Here is a 17,690-nt window from a genome sequence, read left to right as displayed (position 1 = left end):
CACAGCTGACCGAGCCCCATCCGGCCCGCCGCCCATCAGGGTGGCGGGCCGCGCCGTGCGAGGACCGGCAGAGCAACGCGGCTCCCACGCCCGACGGCGCCTCGGCCCACCCTCGGTTCGTGAGAGGGTAGTCGCGGGCTTGTGGCGCCTGGAGGCGAGCGTCCTCTACCGTGCCACGGACATCATCGATCGCGGGAGGTCATCGGGGTGAGGCGCGCGGTAGTCGTGCTGGCCGTGCTGCTCGGCCAGCTGCTGACCGGCTTGGGGCTGTTCACGGGGGCGGCACGGGCCGACGAGGGCGCCGGTCGGATGGCGCAGGTGGACGACGGCACCGCGCCGGTCCAGGACCTCGCGGGCCGGACGGCGCACTCTCGCGGCCAGACGGGCCGGGTGGCGCTCATCGGGGTGTCCGGGCTGCACTGGAACGACCTCACTCAGGCCGACACCCCCAACCTCTGGGAGCTGGCCGCATCCAGCGCGATCGGCTCGCTGTCGGTCCGCACCGTCGGCAACGTGACCTGCCCCTACGACGGCTGGCTGACCGTCTCGGCGGGCACCAGGTCGGCCGTCGGCTACGGCTGCGGCGCGCCGCCGGTGCCCGAGCAGCAGGGCGAGGGCGCCGTCATCCCCGACTACCGCTACCTCATCGACGTGGCCGGCCAGCGTAACGCCGGCATTCTCGGAGAGTCGCTGAAGGCGGCCGGGCAGTGCTCGATCGCCATCGGCCCGGGCGCCGCGCTCGGACTGGCCGACCGGCAGGGCGCCGTTCAGCACTACCACGCCTCGCCGCTCCAGGTCAGGACCGCCGACCTGGAGAAGTGCCGGATGATCGCCATGGACGTGGACGACCTCATCCGCCCCTACCTGACCGGCGACCGGCTGCCGAAGGTGCCCGACCAGCTCACCGCGGCCCAGCGGCGCGAGGCCCTGCGCCTGGCCGACGCGAAGGCGGGCGCGCTGCTGTCGGTGCTGCCCGCCGACACGACGGTGCTGCTCGCGGGCCTGTCCGACCACGGCTCCGTACCCCACCTGCGGGTGGCCGCGCTCCGTGAGTCCGGCGCGCAGGGCCGGTTGCTCGGCGCCGCCTCAACCCGCCGCGAGGACATCTCGATCCTGCCCGACCTGACCTCCACCGCGCTGACCAAGCTCGGCGTGGCGGTGCCCACCACGGTCGTAGGCGTGCCGGTGCAGGCCGGCGAGCACGGCGCCACCTTCGAGCACCTCCAGCGTGCCGACGCCACCGCCCAGACGATGCGCTCGGCGAAGGGACAATACTTCACCGCCCTGGCGGTCCTGCAGGTCCTGTTCTACGTGCTGGCGTTCCTGCTGCTGCGCCGCCGCAAGCAGCTGCCCTGGATACGCGCGGCCGCGACGGCGCTGGCGGCCCTGCCCGTCACCTCGTTCCTGGTCAACCTGCTGCCGTGGTCCACCCACCTGGAGCTGTTCGGCGGCATGCTGGCCTGGTGGGCGGCGATCACCGCACTGGCGCTGGCCGGGCCCTGGCGGCGTCGGCCGCTCGGCCCGCTGGCCGTGGTCGCGGGCGTCACGGCGCTCACGCTCGCCGGCGACCTGCTGACCGGCACGACGCTCCAGCTCAACAGCTTCATGGGCTTCAGCGCCGAGCAGGGTGCCCGCTACTTCGGGCTCGGCAACATCCCGTTCGCGCTGTTCGCGACCGGCACGCTGCTGACCACGACGATGATCGCGCACCGCTGGCCCGGAAAGATCGGACTGGCCGCGATCGTGGGGCTCGGCGCGGCCGCGATGGTGCTCGGCGGGTCCGGGCTGGGCAGCGACTTCGGCGGCGTCATCGCGTTCGTGCCGGGCATCGCGGTGACCGCGCTCATCCTGTCGGGCCGGCGGGTGTCGCTGGTGAAGCTGGCGTTGTTCTGCGTGGCCGGCGGGGTGATCGTGATGACGTTCGCCTGGATCAACTATCTGAGGCCGGCCAACGAGCAGACGCACCTGGGCAGGTTCGTGGGCCAGGTGCTGACCGGCGAGGCGCTCGACGTCATCTGGCGCAAGCTGCAGGCCATGCTCGGCACGCTGCTCAACCCCAACCTGATGCCGATCGTCATCGTGGCCGTGGCGTTCCTCGTGTACGCGATCCTGCGGCCCGAGCAGGCCTCGGCCGGAGTGGTGCCGGCGGCGTTCGAGCACTCCCCCGCACTGCGGGCCGGGCTGATCGGCACGCTGGTCAGCGGCGTGGTCGGCATGCTCGTCAACGACTCGGGCGCGGCCGTGCTGTCGATGGCGCTGGCGCTGGCCATTCCGCTCCTGCTGGCCACCGGCATCGGCGTGCTCATGCGGCGGGAGCAGTCAGTCCCAGGCGTCGGCGAGCAGCTGGCGCGTGTCACGAAGTAGCTGAGGCAGGACCTTGGTCTGGCCGACGACCGGCATGAAGTTCGTGTCGCCGCCCCACCGAGGGACGACGTGCTGGTGAAGGTGCGCGGCGATGCCCGCGCCGGCAACGTGGCCGAGGTTCATGCCGACGTTGAAACCCTGCGCGCCGCTGGCCTTGCGCAGGGCCCGCAGCGACTTCTGCGTGAACTCCCCCATCTCGACCAGCTCGTCCGGACGCAGCTCGTCGTAGTCGGACACGTGCCGGTAGGGGACGACCATCAGGTGGCCGGAGTTGTACGGGTAGAGGTTGAGCACCGCGTAGACGCTCTGGCCCCTGGCGACGATCAGGCCGTCCTCGTCACTCATCTTGGGGATCGCGTCGAACGGACACCCGTCGTCGGGGCCGGTGCCGGTCGGCTTGTTCTCACCCTTGATGTAGGCCATGCGATGCGGGGTCCACAGACGGTCGAAGTTGTCCGGGGCCCCTGCCCCTGCCTGATCGTGCATAACTAGCAGCATAGGACCCCGGACAAAGGGGGTGCTCTTCCGGCACAATCCTGAGCATTCGCCTAGAGGAGGCCGTGATGAGCGAAGCTTTAGCAGAGTATTCTGTACCGCCCGCCGAAGCCGAGAGCGCCGACAACGCCGACAATTCGGCGCTGCCGGCGGACGGCCCTGTCCCCGAGCCCTCAGCGCCTTATCCGTCCGGCGCGACGGTGAAGGGGCGGATCAAGGTCGCCGACGAGGTGGTGGAGAAGGTCGCCGCCCTGGCGGCGCTCGAAGTGGCCGGGGTCGCCGACATGGGCGGCGATCTGGCGCGCGCCTTCGAGTCCGTACGCGACCGCATCGGCATCGGCTCGCGGCGCGGCACCCAGGGGGTCAGCGCGCAAATCCAGGACCGCCAGGTGGCCGTGAGCCTGACGATCGTGGTGGAGTATGGCCACGTGGTGATGGAGGTCGCCACCGAGGTCAAGATGAACGTGGCCAGGAGCGTGAGCCGGATGCTCGGCATGCGGGTCATGGAGGTCAACGTGACGGTCGACGACGTCCGCCTCCCGGGCGAGGGCCGCCCCGCCCCCGCCGAAGACCCGTCGGCCGACGACGCCACCATGGCCCCCTGACCACCACGACGCAGACCACGGTCCGCCTGCGGCCGGAACGGTTACCTCGCACCCCTGGCGACGACCACCTCCGGCCGCACGACCGGCACATCACCCGACCGGCACACCACCCAACCGCCACACCACCCAACCGCCACACCACCCAACCGCCACACCACACAGCCGGCACGCCACACACCCGCCGCACCACACAGCCGGCACGCCACACACCCGACCACCGCAAACACGACCGCCGCATCACACGACCCCGCACCTCACGACCCGGCACGCCACACGACCCGGCACGCCACACGACCGGGCGGCCCACGTCGGGGCCGCCACACAGGTGCGCAGAGCGCGTCCGGTCATCGACCGAGGTCCGTTCAGCAGCGTGACGGCCGGTGGACACGCCGACCGGTAGGCGCCGCCAGCGGGCACGACCGCCGGTGGGCGCGGCGACGGGTAGACGCCGCCAGCAGGCGCCACCACCGGTGGGCGCGGCGACCGGCAGGCGCGACGGCGTCGTACGCCGAGCCGTCGGGCGGCCTCTCCTCGTTCCGCGTCACGCCGGTGCTGCCTATGGTGTTGAGCCATGACAACCGATCAACTCGACCCCATGCCGGACGACTGGCAACGCGCCCTGGCCATCGTGGCCCACCCCGACGACCTCGAGTACGGCTGCGCGTCCGCGGTCGCCATCTGGACCGACGCCGGGCGGGAGGTCGCGTACGTGATCGCCACGAGGGGCGAGGCGGGCATCGACACGCTCGACCCCGGCAAGAGCGGCCTGGTGCGCGAGCGTGAGGAGCGGGCCAGCGCCGCCGTGGTCGGCGTGAGCAGCGTGGAGTTCCTCGGCCATCGGGACGGCGTCATCGAGTACGGCACCGCGCTCCGCAGGGACATTGCCGCCGCCATCCGCCGGCACCGCCCCGAGCTGGTGATCACCTTGAACCCGGCCGACACGTGGGGTGGCACGTACTGGAACACCCCGGATCATCGGGCGGTGGGGCGGGCGGTCCTGGACGCCGCCGGAGATGCGGGCAATAGGTGGATATTTCCGGACACCGACGCAGCCCCCTGGAACGGCGTCCGCTGGGTCGCCGTCGCCGGCAGCGACACCCCCACCCACGCCGTGGACGTCACCGACGGGCTGGAGCGGGGAGTGCGGTCGCTCATGGAGCACCGTGCGTACATCGAGGCTCTCACCGAAGAGGACCCCGAGACCTACGCTCGCACCCTGATCGAGGGCTTCGCCCGCCAGGAGGCGGAGCGCTTCGGCGGCCGCCCGGCCGTGACATTCCGCCTATTCACCCAATAACGCGACTTACCCTCAGTAACTCGACAAATCCGGAAACGTCTGCGACGGCCCGTGGATCTTGCTAAGGTCTCATGCCCTGCGGTCGATGCTTCCCGCAGGCACCGCCGGTCGGGCGCGCCATGCCATGCCCTGCTCCCGGCCGGTCCCCCCAACCGAAAGGCAATCCCTCATGACCAAGTCATGGCTCGTGGCCGTCCTGCTCTGCTTCTTCCTGGGTGCGCTCGGCGTGCACCGCTTCTACGTCGGCAAGATCGGGACGGGCATCCTCCAGCTCATCACGCTCGGCGGTCTCGGCGTGTGGGTGCTGATCGACTTCATCATGATCTTGATCGGCAAGTTCACGGACAAGCAGGGCCAGCCGCTGGCCAAGTGACCAGGAAGGAACGGCGGAGCAGCGCGGCTGCTCCGCCGTTCCTTGTCGTCAGACCTGGACGCGCCGCTCCACGGCGTCGACGATCTCGGCGATCGCCTCGTCCACCGGCACGCCGTTCTTCTGCTCCCCGCTGCGGTAGCGGAACGAGACCGCCCCGTTGGCGATGTCGTCGTCACCGGCCAGCAGCATGAAGGGGATCTTGGCCTTCTGCGCGTTGCGGATCTTCTTCTGCATCCGGTCGTCGGCGGTGTCCACCTCGATCCGGACGCCGCGCTCGGCCAGCTTCTTCGCCACGTCCTGCAGGTAGGACACGTGCGCCTCGGCGATCGGGATGCCCACCACCTGCACCGGCGACAGCCAGGGCGGGAACGCACCGGCGTAGTGCTCGGTGAGCACGCCGAGGAAGCGCTCGACGGAGCCGAACAGCGCCCGATGGATCATGACCGGGGTCTGCCGGGAGCCGTCGGCCGCCTGGTATTCCAGGCCGAAGCGCTTGGGCTGGTTGAGGTCGAGCTGGATGGTGGACAGCTGCCAGGTGCGGCCGATCGCGTCCTTGGCCTGCACGGAGATCTTCGGCCCGTAGAAGGCCGCCCCGCCCAGGTCGTCCACCAGCGTCAGCCCCGACTCCGTGGCGACCTGGCGCAGGGCCTCGGTGGCCTCCACCCACTCCGCCGGGTCGCCGATGAACTTCTCCGACTCGTCGCGAGTGGACAACTCCAGGTAGAAGTCCGACAGACCGAAGTCGCGCAGCACGCTGAGCACGAACCTCAGCAGCGACTTGATCTCATCGGCCATCTGCTCCCTGGTGGTGTAGATGTGCGCGTCGTCCTGCGTCATGCCGCGCACGCGGGTCAGCCCGTGCACCACGCCGGACTTCTCGTAGCGATAGACCGAGCCGAACTCGCACAACCGCAGCGGCAGCTCGCGGTAGGAGCGTCCGCGCGCCCGGTAGATCAGGTTGTGCATCGGGCAGTTCATCGGCTTGACGCGGTATTCGATGCCCTCCAGCTCGAATGCCGGGAACATGTCCTCGGCATACCACGGCAGGTGGCCGGAGGTCTCGAACAGCGACGACTTGGTGATGTGCGGCGTGTTGACGAACTCGTAGCCCGCCTCGGCCTGCCGCCGGCGCATGTAGTCTTCCATCTCCTTGCGGATGATCCCGCCCTTGGGATGGAAGATCGGCAGGCCGCTGCCCAGCTCCGGCGGGAAGCTGAACAGGTCGAGCTCGGCGCCGAGCTTGCGGTGGTCGCGCTTCTCGGCCTCCTCCAGCAGCTTGAGGTATTCGTCCTGCTTGTCGCGGGACTCCCACGCGGTGCCGTAGATGCGCTGCAGCTGCGGGTTCTTCTCGCTGCCCCGCCAGTAGGCGCCGCCTGCGCGCATGAGCTTGAACGCCGGGATCGACCGGGTGGACGGCACGTGCGGGCCGCGGCACAGGTCCTTCCACTTCAGGTCGCCGGTCTTGGGGTCGAGGTTGTCGTAGATCGTCAGCTGCCCCGCGCCGACCTCGACCGACTCCTCATCGGCGGCCCCGCCCTTGAGCCCGATCAGCTCCAGCTTGTAAGGCTCCGCGGCCAGCTCCTCACGCGCTTCCTCGTCGCTGACGGGCCGGCGGGAGAACAGCTGCCCCTCCTTGACGATCTCCCGCATGCGCTTCTCGATGCGCTTGAGATCGTCGGGGTGGAACGCCTGCTCGACGTCGAAGTCGTAGTAGAACCCGTTGTCCACGGGCGGCCCGATGCCCAGCTTGGCGTCAGGGAACAGCTCCTGCACCGCCTGCGCCATGACGTGGGCGGTGGAATGGCGGACGATGGCCCGGCCCTCCTCGCTGGAGGCCTCGATCGCCTCGACGACGTCGCCCTCGGCCAGAACGCAGGCCAGGTCGCGCGGCTCGCCGTTGACCCTGGCCGCGACGACCGTGCGGCCGTCGGCCTCGAGCGCCTCACCGGCCGTCGTGCCGGCCGCGACCACACGCTCGGCTCCGGCGAGGGTGATGCGTAGCTCGGCTGACACGGTGACTCCCTTGGGATCGCCCCGGCGCCCGGCGCCGGGGCTGCTTCAGTGGTGAACACCGATGCTATCGCGGGTGAAAGCCCAGCTTTGTCAGCTCCTTGCGGGTGCCGTGGAAGACGTTGCGGTCGATCGGGCTGTTGACGTATTGGTGGATGGTCCAGTCCCGCCACGGCCTGGGCACGAGGGGCTGGCCGCGGGGCCGCTCCGGGTGCGCGATCCAGAGCGGGTATTCGGCCAGGCCCGCGCAGTTTCCGCGGTTCGCGAACGAGTAGTACGTGTACACGAACGGCCGCACCCGGCCGTGCCGCTCGACGAAGTGGCACCAGCGGCGCGCGAACCTGGCGACCCGCTCCGGCCGCAGACCGTCGTCCTCCTCCAGGTCGAGCGCGATCAGGTCACCGCGGCGCAGCCCACCGGCCGCTCTGATGGTGTCCAGGAAGTGGCGGGCCTGCTCGATGGGGTCGCCCTTGGGCCTGGCGAAGTGGTAGGCGCCGCAGACCAACCAGGTCTCGCGCATGCCGTTCCAGTTGCGCGCGAACAACTTGTCGGTCCAGTCGCCGCCCTCGGTGGCCTTGGCGAAGGCGAAGGCCACTCCGGCTTCTGCGTGGCCGGTCCAGTCGACGGAGCCCTGCCAATTAGACACATCGATGCCTTGCAGCACGCCCTTCACCTTGCCGGATTTTATTGAGATGTCTACCGATCAGCCCCGCGCCGCGCCGATCAGCAGGTTCCGAGTGCGTTCCTTGTTGCTGAACACGGAGCCCACAAAATCGGTCACCCCGGCCCGCTCGAGCTCTTCGAGCTGGGCCAGCACGGCCTTCTCATCGCCGATGACGGCCACGTTGCCGGGGTTGGCCGCGCCTTCCCTGTCGAGCATGGCACGGTACGACGGCAATTGCCCGTACACCGCGAAGATCTCGTTCGCCCGGGTGACGGCGGCGTCGGGGTCGTCGGTGACGCACACGGGCAGCGCGCAGACGATGCGCGGCGCCTCGCGGCCCGCCTCGGCCGCGGCCGCCGTGATCGTGGGCGCGACGTGCTCGGCGACGGTCTTGGGCCCGGTCATCCACAGGACGGTGCCGTCGGCCACGGTGCCGGCCAGTTTGAGCATGCGCGGCCCGAGCGCGGCCACCAGCACGGGGAAGCCCGCTCCCGGCGTGGTCAGCCTGAGGTTCGCCTTGAGCGTCTCGCCCTGGTATTTGACGTGCTCGCCCCGGCTGAGCGGGAGCAGGATGTCGAGGTATTCCTTCATGTGCCGGCCCGGGCGCTCGAAGTCGTAGCCGTACATGCCCTCGATGACCATCTTGTGCGACAGCCCGATGCCGAGCGCGAGCCGCCCGCCGAGCGCGGCGTTGGTGGTCATGGCCTGCTGCGCGAGCACGGCCGGGTGGCGCGGGTACGTCGGCACGACCGCGGTGCCCAGCTCGATGGGGGGCGCCTGCGCGCCGGCGGCGGCCAGCGCGGTGAGCGCGTCCAGGCCGAAGATGTTGGAGAGCCAGGCCGAGGAGAAACCGTCCTCTGCCGCCTGCGCGATCTGGTCGCGGAGGCCGCCGACAGGGTCGGATCCTTTGGGCTCGGTGAGATAATACCCGTAACGCATAGTTACAGAACTCCGTTCTGGTGGCTGACGCGAATCTACATTCCCCCGCCGCCATACGGTCATCCCCCGCAGGGGAGCGCGTTTGTAAAGTGGCCTACATGACCCACGAACGCGCCGGACAGCCCGCTCAGCCTGCCGACCTGGTCGACGTCGCCCGGCTGGTGACGTCCTATTACGCCCTGCGTCCCGATCCGGAGGAGGTGGGGCAGCGGGTCGCGTTCGGCACGTCGGGGCACCGGGGGTCGTCGTTCAACACGGCGTTCAACGAGGACCACATCCTGGCCACCAGCCAGGCCATCTGCGAATACCGGCGCGAGCAGGGGTCGGACGGGCCGCTGTTCCTGGGCATCGACACGCACGCGCTGTCGGAGCCTGCGCGGGTGTCGGCGCTGGAGGTGTTCGCGGCCAACGAGGTCGAGGTGCTGATCGACATGCGGGACGGCTACGCGCCCACGCCCGCCGTCTCGCACGCCATCCTGGCGCACAACCGGGGGCGGAGGTCGGGGCTGGCGGACGGCGTCGTGATCACGCCGTCGCACAATCCGCCGGCGGACGGCGGGTTCAAGTACAACCCGCCGCACGGCGGGCCCGCCGACACCGACGCGACCTCGTGGATCCAGGATCGGGCCAACCGGCTGCTGAGCGACATGAGCGCCGTGCGGCGGATCCCGTACACGAAGGCCTTGGACAGGGCGGGCCGGTACGACTTCCTCGGCTCGTACGTGGACGACCTGCCGTCGGTGCTGGACCTGGACGCGATCAGGTCGGCCGGGGTGCGGATCGGGGCCGATCCGCTGGGCGGGGCGAGCGTGGCGTACTGGGGGGAGATCGCCGAGCGGCACGGTCTGGACCTGACCGTGGTGAACCCCCTCGTCGATCCCACGTGGCGCTTCATGACGCTCGACTGGGACGGCAAGATCCGGATGGACTGCTCGTCGCCGTACGCGATGGCGTCACTGATCGCCAACCGGGACAAATACGATATTTCCACAGGAAACGATGCCGATGCGGACCGCCACGGCATCGTCACCCCCGACGGCGGGCTGCTGAACCCCAACCACTACCTGGCCGTCGCCATCTCCTACCTGTACACCCACCGTGACGGCTGGCCGTCCGACGCCGGGGTCGGCAAGACCATGGTGAGCAGCGGCATCATCGACCGGGTCGCCCAGTCGCTGGGGCGGCGGCTGTACGAGGTGCCGGTGGGCTTCAAGTGGTTCGTGCCGGGGCTGCTGGACGGGTCGCTGGGGTTCGGGGGCGAGGAGAGCGCCGGGGCGTCCTTCCTACGGCGGGACGGCTCGGTGTGGTCGACCGACAAGGACGGGATCATCCTGGCGCTGCTGGCGTCGGAGATCCTGGCCGTCACCGGCAAGTCGCCGAGCGCGCATTACAAGGAGCTGGTGGGGCGGTTCGGCGAGCCCGCTTACGCGCGGGTGGACGCGCCGGCGACGCGCGAGGAGAAGGCCGTGCTCGGGAAGCTGTCGGCCGAGCAGGTGACGGCGTCGTCGCTGGCGGGCGAGCCCATCACGGCGGTGCAGACGGCCGCCCCGGGGAATGGGGCGTCGCTGGGCGGGGTGAAGGTGTCGACGGAGAGCGCCTGGTTCGCGGCGCGGCCTTCGGGGACGGAGGACGTCTACAAGATCTACGCTGAGTCCTTCCGCGGGCCCGACCATTTGGCCAAGGTCCAGGAAGAGGCCCGCTCCCTGGTCTCCGCCGCCCTCAGCTGACCGCCGGCCCTGGCCCCTTTTCCGACTGCCATCGGACACCCGCGGTTCGGCTCGCCTGTTGTCCGATGGCCCACCGCCTCGGACGGCCAACCGGGCGCTTCCGCCGAACGCAGGCGCCGTTGACCCTCCGCACCGCCCAGGAGCACACCGCCACGGCGCTGGCTGCGTCCCGCACGAAAACAGCGGGGCAGCCAGGCTCCACGGGCGAGGCAGCGCGGCACGGCACGGCGCAGCACGGCGGCCCGGGCGGCGCAACACGGCGGCGCAGGCAGCGCAACACGCCGGCCGCGGCGCAGCACGGCGGCACAGGCAGCGCAACACGGCGGCACAGGGCGGCGCAACACGGCGGCGCAACACGGCGGCGCAGGGCGGCGCGGCACGGCGCAGGGCGTCGCGGCACGGCGCAGGGCGGCGCAGGGCGGCGCAGCGCGGCGCAGGGCGGCGCAGCGCGGCGCAGCGCGGCGCAGCGCGGCGCAGGGCGGCGCAGGGCGGCGCAGCGCGGCGCAGGGCGGCGCAGCGCGGCGCAGGGCGGCGCAGGGCGGCGCAGCGCGGCGCAGCGCGGCGCAGCGCGGCGCAGCGCGGGCGGTGGCGTCAGTAGGTCAGGTGGCGGCCGCCGTCGCCCACCAGCACCTCCCCCGTCACCATGTCCGCCTCCAGTAAGGCGGTCACCATCTGGGCGATGTGCTCGGGCTGGGCCGTGCGCCGCAGCGGCGCCTTGGCCTCCTCCCGCGCCGTCATCTCCGCGAAGCCCTGCTGCCCCACCCGGTCGATGTGCCAGCGGGTCGCCACGATGCCGGGCGCGACCGCGTTCACCCGCACCTCAGGTCCCAGAGCGACCGCCAGGTCACGGGTGAGCTGGATCAGGGCGGCCTTGCTGACGCCGTACGCCATCGAGGAGCCGGTGGCGAGGATCCCGGCGATGGAGGACACGTTGACGATGGCGCCGCGGGCGGAGCGCAGGTCGGGGGCGAAGGCGCGGGCGCAGTAGAAGGGCCCCATGAGGTTGACGCCCATGACGTGCCGCCACACGTCGTCGGTGAGCCCCTCCAGGTCGGGGAACGGCACCCACTTGGTCGTCCCCGCGTTGCACACCAGCACGTCGACGCGCCCGTACCGGTCGCGTACCCGCTCGGCCATGCGCCGCACGGCGGCATCGTCGGCCACGTCGGCGGCCATCGCCTCGGCCTTGCAGCCCAGGCCGGCCAGGCGGGCGACGGTCGCCTGGGCGTCCGCCGCCGAGCGCGAGTAGTTGACCACCACGGCCTCCGCGCCCTTCCTGGCCAGGCTTTCGGCCACGGCCGCGCCGATGCCGGTGCCGCCGCCGGTGATCACGGCGACGCTGCCGTTGATGTCCATGACCTACTCCTCCACGACAGGACGCCGCACCGGGTCGACGGCCGCGATGTCCAGATCCTTGGTCTCCCGCGAGGCCCAGAACGCCCCGAACGAGATCAGCGCCGTCGCGATCAGGAACGCCGCGACCAGCCACGGCGCCCCGCCGAGCCGCGCCGCGAGCGCCGCGCCGATCAGGGGCGAGAACCCGGCCAGAGCCGCCCCCAGCTCGCGCGAGGCGGCGAACCCGGTGTAGCGCACCCGGGCGCCGAACAACTCGGCGTAGAACACCGGCTGCACGGCCACCTGCGGCGCGAACCCGAAGGCCCCCATGATCATCATCGCCAGCCACACAACCACGGGCACACCGGTGCCGACCATGAGGAAGTACGGGTAGACGAAGAGCGCCACGAACACCACGCTGAACAGGTTGAGCGGCCGCCGCCCCACCCGGTCGGACAGATGCCCGTACACGGGCTGGAGCACGATCACGGTCAGCCCGAACAGGATGACGCCCAGCAGCGCCGTCCGGTTGGACAGGCCGAGCTCGGCGATGGCGTACGCGACGCTGAACGTGGACAGCGTGTACACCACGGCCGTGTCGCAGATGTGCGCCCCGACCCCGATGAGGAAGTTGCGCGGGTAGCGGACGATCGCGTCCCTGATCGGCAGTTTGACGATCTCACGGCTCCGCTCCATGTCGCGGAACACCGGCGACTCGGCCACCCGCAGCCGCACGTACAGGGCCACCCCGATGAGCGCGAAGCTCACCAGGAACGGCAGCCGCCAGCCCCAGGACAGGAAGTCCTCCTCGGGCAGGAGCTGCACCAGCAGGAACGCCGAGGTGCCGAGCACGAGGCCGATCTGCACGCCGGTCTGGGCGTAGGAGGCGTAGTAGCCGCGCCGTCCCGGCGGGGCGTGCTCGGCCAGCAGCGTGGCCGCGCCGCCGAACTCCGCGCCCGCCCCGAGTCCCTGGCAGACGCGGAGGAGCGTGAGGAGGATGGGCGCCGCCACGCCGATGGCGGGGTAGGTGGGCAGCAGGCCGATCAGGCCGGTGGACACGCCCATGATGACGGTCGTGATGATCAGCGTGGAGCGGCGGCCGATCTTGTCGCCGAGGTGGCCGAACAACACGCCGCCGAACGGCCGCACCACGAACCCCACGCCGAACGTGGCGAACGCGGCGATCGTGCCCGCGGCCGGGTCGGCCTGGGTGAAGAACAACCGGTTGAAGACGAGGGCGGCGGCGGTGCCGTAGATGAAGAAGTCGTACCACTCCAGGGCGGTGCCGACGAGGGCGCCCAGGACGACGCGCTTCAACTCGGGTGTGGCGGACATCTAACCTCCTCCGGGGGGCGTGTCAGGCCACGGAACGCCGAGTCGCGAGGCGAGCGCCGCCAGCTCCGCCCACACCGGGGCGGGCACCGGGATCCCCTCCTTCAGCCGCGCCGTACGTGCCTCGGTCTCGGGCTCGCCCGGCACGACCACGCCGGGGCCGGAGGCACGCAGGGCCTCGCAGAAGGTCTCGACCTGGGCGATGTAGCTCTCCAGAGGAACGAAGGCGGCGATGTCGACCGCGCTGATCACCGTGCCGAACGTGCCGTCGTACTCCGGCGAGCAGGCGGTGCCAGTGCCCGTGAGCAGGCCGCCGACCAGCTCGATGAGGACGCTCAGGCCGTACCCCTTGTGGCCGCCGAACGGCAGCAGCGCCCCGCCCCGGTAGAAGTCGTCCGGGTCGGTGGAGGGACGGCCGCCGGGGTCCACGAGCACCCCTTCCGGGGCCGGCGAGCCGGTCCCGCGCAGCAGGCCCAGCTTGCCCTCGGCCATGGCGGCGGTGGCCCAGTCCATGACCACGGCCGCGCCGCCGGCCCGGGGCACGGCCCAGGCCATGGGGTTGGTGCCGAGCATCCTGCGGCGCCCGCCGTACGGGGCGACGGTGGGGTCGGCGTTGCCGACGACCTGCGCGATCAGGCCCCGCGCGGCCAGCGACTCGGCGTACTCGCCGAGCCTGCCGACGTGGTTGCACTCCCTGATCGCGACGACGCCCGTGCCGTGCTCCCGGGCCAGCCGCGCCGCCTCGCCGGCGGCCAGCCAGGCCGCGGCCTGCCCGAAGCCGCGCCGCCCGGAGACGACCGCGGTGGCGCCGCGGCGCGAGATCACCTCGGGGCGGGCGTCGGGCACGATCACGCCTGCCTCGATCCTGTCGAGGTAAGGCGTCAGCCGCCGCACGCCGTGCGAGCCGTGCCCGGCGAGGTCGGCCTCGACCAGGGACGCGGCGACCGTCACCGCGGTGCCGGCGGGCGCGCCGGCCGCGACCAGGAGGTCACGGGCGAGGTCGCGGAGGTCGTCGGCGGTGATGAGGCGGGGGGATGCGTTCACGGGATGCCTATCCTCATCGTGAGGCGTTCCGTGTGCGCGCTTATGCCCGATCCACGCCACACCAAACGGATCTCCGGAAAGGGCTTACCAGGCCCTGGGCCCCGCCCCGCGCGGCCAGCGGGGCGAAGGGTCACGGGGTCAGCCGGCGGCGTTGGGCCTCCAGAGGACGGCGTGCTGCTGATTGCTGGGGTACATCGCCGTCCCGACGATCTCCCCGTTGGTGTTGATGGCGTTGGCGGCCGTCCCCGAACCTCCCGCCGGGTCCGGCAGCCGGACCGGCGCGTGCACAGGGTCGGTCCACACCGCCGGGTGGGCGGCGCCGCCGGCCGCGTCGCAGGCGTGCGTTCCGACGATCACACCGTTGTCGTTGATGGCCGCCGGCCATGCCAGGCCGTCGCCGTCCTCGATGGGGCGCATGCCGGTCTCGCGGCTCCACACGAATCCGGCCTGGAGCACGCCGTCCGCGCCAAGCGCCGACTGGCCGACGACGTGGCCGTGGTTGTTGAGGCCGCTGGCCTGGCTCCAGATTCCGCCCAGCGTGCCCAGCTCCGTGACGGCGCCGTTCTCCCAGAGGAAGGCGCGCTGCGTCTGCTGGTCCGCCGGCAGGCCGACCGTTTCGGTGCGGCGGTGCGTGCCGGCGATCTCGCCGGCCTTGTTGACGTCTGAGGCCCCGCTGCCGGCGACCACATGGAGATCGGTCTTGACACCGTTCCGGATCACGAAGGCCTGCGTGCGCCGGGTGCCGTCGGGCTGCAGGCCGACGTAGTCGCCGACGATGACGCCCTGGCTGACGTCCCTGGGAAAGGTGAGCGCGCCGAAGTTGCCCAGATCCTCCATCGTCCCGTTGTGCCAGAGGAAGCCGTGGCCCTTGCTGTCCGCCGTGTAGCTGTTGCCGACGACACGGCCGTCCTCGTCGATGGCCGATGCGCTGCTCGTGGGACCTCCGAGGGTGCCCACGTCGATGACCTGGCCGTCGTCCCAGATCATCGCCTGGGAACGGCCTGCCGCGTTGGTTGCCCAACCGGCGATCTGCCCCTGGTCATTGATGTCGAGCGCGCGGCCGATCACTCCCAGATCGACGGCCTGCCACTGGTCGGTGGTCGCCGGGCACGCGTCTGCCGCGGCCGGGCTCGCGCCTGCTGCCTGCCCCGCGGACGCCACGATGAGAGCGCCGGCCAGGGCGGTGATGCTCGTCCGTGCTAAACCCATGATCACTCCGTAGGCGGAAGACAAAACGATCACAGCGTAAACGCATGACGGATCTTCGCCAAGGGTGATCATTCGCGCACAGTGAATGCGACCAGTTCGCGATTGGCGCCGCGCATGGGCGGCAGAACGTATTTCCCTCGTCAGGTGAGCTCGCGGGCCGTGGCGGCCGGCATACCGGTGCGGCCGAGGTCGGCGCGGCGACCGGCGGCCACGCCGGCGCGGTACCCGGAGCCACTGGTGCGGGGCACGCTCATCCTGATGTGCGGGTAGTGGGCTGCGACCGCCCGCTCCACCTCGCCACGCCGATCGGCCAGCACAAGCTCGGTGCCCGTGCCGGCGGCGTCGGCCTCGGCCCGGGACTCGGCCGCGCACAGCAGCCTGTAGACCTCGTCGGTGAACCCCAGCAGCCACGACCGCCGATACGCCCGCACGGCCGTGACGTCCTCGGGGACCCGTACGCGCGCCAGCCCGGAGGCCATCTGCAGCAGCAGCGACGTCGCCAGCAGGTCGGCGCGCTCCAGGTCGGCGGCGAACCCGAACACGTGCACCCGCTGCCCGCCGTCCCCCCGCCCGATGAGCAGCGGCCGGCAGCGCACGGCCTGCGCCACCAGGCTCACGAGGCGGGCCTTCTCCCCGGCCCACGGGCCCGGCAGGGTGACGATCCGGTCGCCGGGCACCTGCCGCGTGCCGGCGGGCGGGAGCGCGTCGATGCCGTGCTTGGCCATGAGCGCCGAAGCCGCCGCCATGAACGTGGCCCGCTCGTGGTCGTTGTCGGTGCGTTCGGCCTTGGCCAGGAGTTTCCTGACGCGATCGAGTGTGCGCTCCCGCAAGCGTGTGCTCCCCCGGTGCCCTCAGTGCTTGGTCAGCACCCTCCCGTCGGCTCCGAGCACGGGGAAGGCGCCGGTGTCCACGATGCCGTGCTGCTGGTACAGCGCCTCGATGATGGCGTGCGCCTGCGGCTCCAGCTTCCATAGGGCACGATACTCGCGCGCCGTGGCCAGCGAGATCCCGATCTCCTGAGCGATGTCCACGGTACGCGGCACGATGCCTTTGGCGATCTGCCGGTCCCAGAACTCGCGGGCGGCCCGGATCTGCGCCGCGCGCTCGGCGGTGGAGACGACCTGCGGGGTGGTGTCGAGCACCTCGACGTCCTCGTCCTCGTCGTTGACGAGCTCGGCCAGTGCGGGCGGCAGCGCCGGGCGGGCGGGAACCGGGTGGTGGTCGGCCTCGGGCTCCCAGGGCACGCGGGGGTCGGCGTCGATGAGCGCGGAGGTGTTGTAGAGCGCGGCGATCTGGGCCAGCAGCGCCTCCTGCCGGGCCGGGTCCACGGCCAGGCCGGTGTGCTCGACGGCCTGGTCCATGGCCTTGTCGAGTTTGGCCAGCGCATGGCGCATCTTGCGGTCGGAAGCCCCGCCCTCGCGCAGCGCCTTGGCCCGCTTGGCGGCCAGCGCGACCCGGGTGAGCCTGCGATGCGCGTCGACCTCGCTGGTCGTACGGTCGCTGACCTCGGCCAGGCCGAGCCTGACCAGCGCCCGGTCGGGCGTGAGCCGCCAGTTGATGCGGCCGGTGCCGCGGATGCGGTGGCGTTCGATGGCCATGCCACGCTCCCACAGCCAGGCCGCCACCAGCGGGGCGGCCAGCCGGAACACGGCCTCGGGCAGGCTTCGCGCGTCCATGCTGGACAACACGGCGGTCAGGCAGGTCAGCGCCCACACGGCGATGCCGTCGATGCCGGCGGAGAAGTTCTCGCGCATGTTGCGGCGGGCGCGGACGGCGCTCGTGATGATCGCGATCTCAATGAACGCGAACAGCAGTAACCTGAGCGGCCCGTCCAGCCCCAGCACATCCTGTGAGAAGCGCCACATACCCTGCGCGGACACGCCCGTGGCGATGGAGGCGGCCATGATGGTCAGCACGTCCTCGACCGGACGCGGGGCGACGTATCTGGCGAGCAGCCAGGCTGTGGCTTTCCACGCGACCCTGATCACCAGGAACGCGAGCGCCAGCCCGGCCAGGCCGAGCAGCGCGATGACAGCGGTGGCGAGCGGCTTCTCGCTGACGAAGCCTGCTATTTCCTCGAATGTCGGCATCTGTCACTATCCGTGATGGCTGTGGCTCCGGCTCTATGCGACGAGATCATCGCAGAATGTCGCCATCTTGTACGCCAAACGCAAGCTGCTTCCTCAGTTTGCTCCTGATTCCCACCATCACCGGTGTGTCGCGTTGCCCTGCCGGCCGTCGGAGTGAGGGCACGGCGGCTGACGAGGCGGTGATCGTCGCAGGTCTGAGACAAAAA

General features: G+C 71.1%; 15 protein-coding genes. 5 read left to right on the top strand and 10 right to left on the bottom strand.

Features of this window, described 5'->3' with window-relative positions:
• Nucleotides 1-207 precede the first annotated feature (207 nt).
• Nucleotides 208-2,364 carry a hypothetical protein gene (locus tag Q9G87_RS39295; protein WP_305921659.1) on the top strand — a complete coding sequence of 719 codons (2,157 nt, stop codon included), beginning with the start codon at nucleotides 208-210 and terminating at the stop codon, nucleotides 2,362-2,364.
• Here the strand turns inward: Q9G87_RS39295 and Q9G87_RS39290 are convergent.
• A complete protein-coding gene (locus Q9G87_RS39290; protein WP_305921658.1) occupies nucleotides 2,320-2,850 on the bottom strand; it encodes an HIT family protein in 531 nt (176 codons plus the stop codon). The two genes, Q9G87_RS39295 and Q9G87_RS39290, sit on opposite strands and share 45 nt — an antisense overlap.
• A 77-nt stretch (nucleotides 2,851-2,927) precedes the next feature.
• Between Q9G87_RS39290 and Q9G87_RS39285 the strand changes: the two genes are divergently transcribed.
• The 3 genes from Q9G87_RS39285 (at nucleotide 2,928) to Q9G87_RS39275 (ending at nucleotide 5,134) form a co-directional block, all read left to right on the top strand.
• The gene (locus Q9G87_RS39285; protein ID WP_305921657.1) at nucleotides 2,928-3,464 is read left to right on the top strand and encodes an Asp23/Gls24 family envelope stress response protein; all 537 of its coding nucleotides are present in this window, start codon (nucleotides 2,928-2,930) and stop codon (nucleotides 3,462-3,464) included.
• Nucleotides 3,465-4,035: 571 nt separating this feature from the next.
• Nucleotides 4,036-4,761, top strand: a complete 726-nt coding sequence (locus Q9G87_RS39280; RefSeq protein ID WP_305921656.1) for a PIG-L deacetylase family protein — start codon at nucleotides 4,036-4,038, stop codon at nucleotides 4,759-4,761.
• 169 nt (nucleotides 4,762-4,930) lie between these two features.
• The gene (locus Q9G87_RS39275) at nucleotides 4,931-5,134 is read left to right on the top strand and encodes a TM2 domain-containing protein (protein ID WP_305921655.1); all 204 of its coding nucleotides are present in this window, start codon (nucleotides 4,931-4,933) and stop codon (nucleotides 5,132-5,134) included.
• A gap of 48 nt (nucleotides 5,135-5,182) precedes the next feature.
• On the opposite strand, the gene thrS is transcribed toward Q9G87_RS39275, so the two are convergent.
• From thrS to Q9G87_RS39260, 3 genes are all read right to left on the bottom strand, one after another.
• Entirely contained in the window at nucleotides 5,183-7,147 is a 1,965-nt protein-coding gene (gene thrS / locus Q9G87_RS39270) for a threonine--tRNA ligase (protein ID WP_305921654.1), read from the bottom strand.
• Between the two features lie 64 nt (nucleotides 7,148-7,211).
• Nucleotides 7,212-7,808: a glycoside hydrolase family 25 protein gene (locus Q9G87_RS39265; protein ID WP_305921653.1), complete on the bottom strand. Its 597-nt coding sequence runs from the start codon at nucleotides 7,806-7,808 to the stop codon at nucleotides 7,212-7,214.
• A gap of 39 nt (nucleotides 7,809-7,847) precedes the next feature.
• Nucleotides 7,848-8,747: a TIGR03564 family F420-dependent LLM class oxidoreductase gene (locus tag Q9G87_RS39260; protein ID WP_305921652.1), complete on the bottom strand. Its 900-nt coding sequence runs from the start codon at nucleotides 8,745-8,747 to the stop codon at nucleotides 7,848-7,850.
• A 98-nt stretch (nucleotides 8,748-8,845) separates the two neighbouring features.
• Between Q9G87_RS39260 and pgm the strand changes: the two genes are divergently transcribed.
• Nucleotides 8,846-10,474, top strand: coding sequence for a phosphoglucomutase (alpha-D-glucose-1,6-bisphosphate-dependent) (pgm, locus tag Q9G87_RS39255; RefSeq protein WP_305921651.1), 1,629 nt, complete (start codon nucleotides 8,846-8,848; stop codon nucleotides 10,472-10,474).
• 591 nt (nucleotides 10,475-11,065) lie between these two features.
• Here pgm and Q9G87_RS39250 read toward each other — a convergent pair.
• The 6 genes from Q9G87_RS39250 to Q9G87_RS39225 all read right to left on the bottom strand — a co-directional run bounded on the left by Q9G87_RS39250 (nucleotide 11,066) and on the right by Q9G87_RS39225 (nucleotide 17,484).
• Nucleotides 11,066-11,830, bottom strand: coding sequence for an SDR family NAD(P)-dependent oxidoreductase (locus Q9G87_RS39250; RefSeq protein ID WP_305921650.1), 765 nt, complete (start codon nucleotides 11,828-11,830; stop codon nucleotides 11,066-11,068).
• Nucleotides 11,831-11,833: 3 nt separating this feature from the next.
• Nucleotides 11,834-13,144 carry an MFS transporter gene (locus Q9G87_RS39245; protein WP_305921649.1) on the bottom strand — a complete coding sequence of 437 codons (1,311 nt, stop codon included), beginning with the start codon at nucleotides 13,142-13,144 and terminating at the stop codon, nucleotides 11,834-11,836.
• On the bottom strand, nucleotides 13,145-14,185 hold the full coding sequence (locus tag Q9G87_RS39240; protein ID WP_305921648.1) for an Ldh family oxidoreductase: 1,041 nt from the start codon (nucleotides 14,183-14,185) through the stop codon (nucleotides 13,145-13,147). It abuts the gene before it with no gap.
• Nucleotides 14,186-14,323: 138 nt separating this feature from the next.
• Entirely contained in the window at nucleotides 14,324-15,394 is a 1,071-nt protein-coding gene (locus Q9G87_RS39235; RefSeq protein WP_305921647.1) for a hypothetical protein, read from the bottom strand.
• Nucleotides 15,395-15,534: 140 nt separating this feature from the next.
• The gene (locus Q9G87_RS39230; RefSeq protein WP_305921646.1) at nucleotides 15,535-16,224 is read right to left on the bottom strand and encodes a DUF2786 domain-containing protein; all 690 of its coding nucleotides are present in this window, start codon (nucleotides 16,222-16,224) and stop codon (nucleotides 15,535-15,537) included.
• A 21-nt stretch (nucleotides 16,225-16,245) separates the two neighbouring features.
• On the bottom strand, nucleotides 16,246-17,484 hold the full coding sequence (locus Q9G87_RS39225) for a hypothetical protein (protein ID WP_305921645.1): 1,239 nt from the start codon (nucleotides 17,482-17,484) through the stop codon (nucleotides 16,246-16,248).
• Between the last annotated feature and the right edge of the window lie 206 nt (nucleotides 17,485-17,690).

The sequence above is a fragment of the Nonomuraea turcica genome, assembly GCF_030718205.1.
Lineage (GTDB): Bacteria > Actinomycetota > Actinomycetes > Streptosporangiales > Streptosporangiaceae > Nonomuraea.
This window is presented reverse-complemented; position numbering and strand designations above follow the sequence as displayed.

Excerpts from the sequence above, each read along its gene's own strand:
- Q9G87_RS39290 (WP_305921658.1), bottom strand. The coding sequence starts at position 2,850 with ATGCACGATCAGGCAGGGGCAGGGGCCCCGGACAACTTCGACCGTCTG.
- Q9G87_RS39285 (WP_305921657.1), top strand. The coding sequence starts at position 2,928 with ATGAGCGAAGCTTTAGCAGAGTATTCTGTACCGCCCGCCGAAGCCGAG.
- Q9G87_RS39280 (WP_305921656.1), top strand. The coding sequence starts at position 4,036 with ATGACAACCGATCAACTCGACCCCATGCCGGACGACTGGCAACGCGCC.
- Q9G87_RS39275 (WP_305921655.1), top strand. The coding sequence starts at position 4,931 with ATGACCAAGTCATGGCTCGTGGCCGTCCTGCTCTGCTTCTTCCTGGGT.
- Q9G87_RS39260 (WP_305921652.1), bottom strand. The coding sequence starts at position 8,747 with ATGCGTTACGGGTATTATCTCACCGAGCCCAAAGGATCCGACCCTGTC.
- pgm (WP_305921651.1), top strand. The coding sequence starts at position 8,846 with ATGACCCACGAACGCGCCGGACAGCCCGCTCAGCCTGCCGACCTGGTC.
- Q9G87_RS39250 (WP_305921650.1), bottom strand. The coding sequence starts at position 11,830 with ATGGACATCAACGGCAGCGTCGCCGTGATCACCGGCGGCGGCACCGGC.
- Q9G87_RS39245 (WP_305921649.1), bottom strand. The coding sequence starts at position 13,144 with ATGTCCGCCACACCCGAGTTGAAGCGCGTCGTCCTGGGCGCCCTCGTC.
- Q9G87_RS39235 (WP_305921647.1), bottom strand. The coding sequence starts at position 15,394 with ATGGGTTTAGCACGGACGAGCATCACCGCCCTGGCCGGCGCTCTCATC.
- Q9G87_RS39225 (WP_305921645.1), bottom strand. The coding sequence starts at position 17,484 with ATGCCGACATTCGAGGAAATAGCAGGCTTCGTCAGCGAGAAGCCGCTC.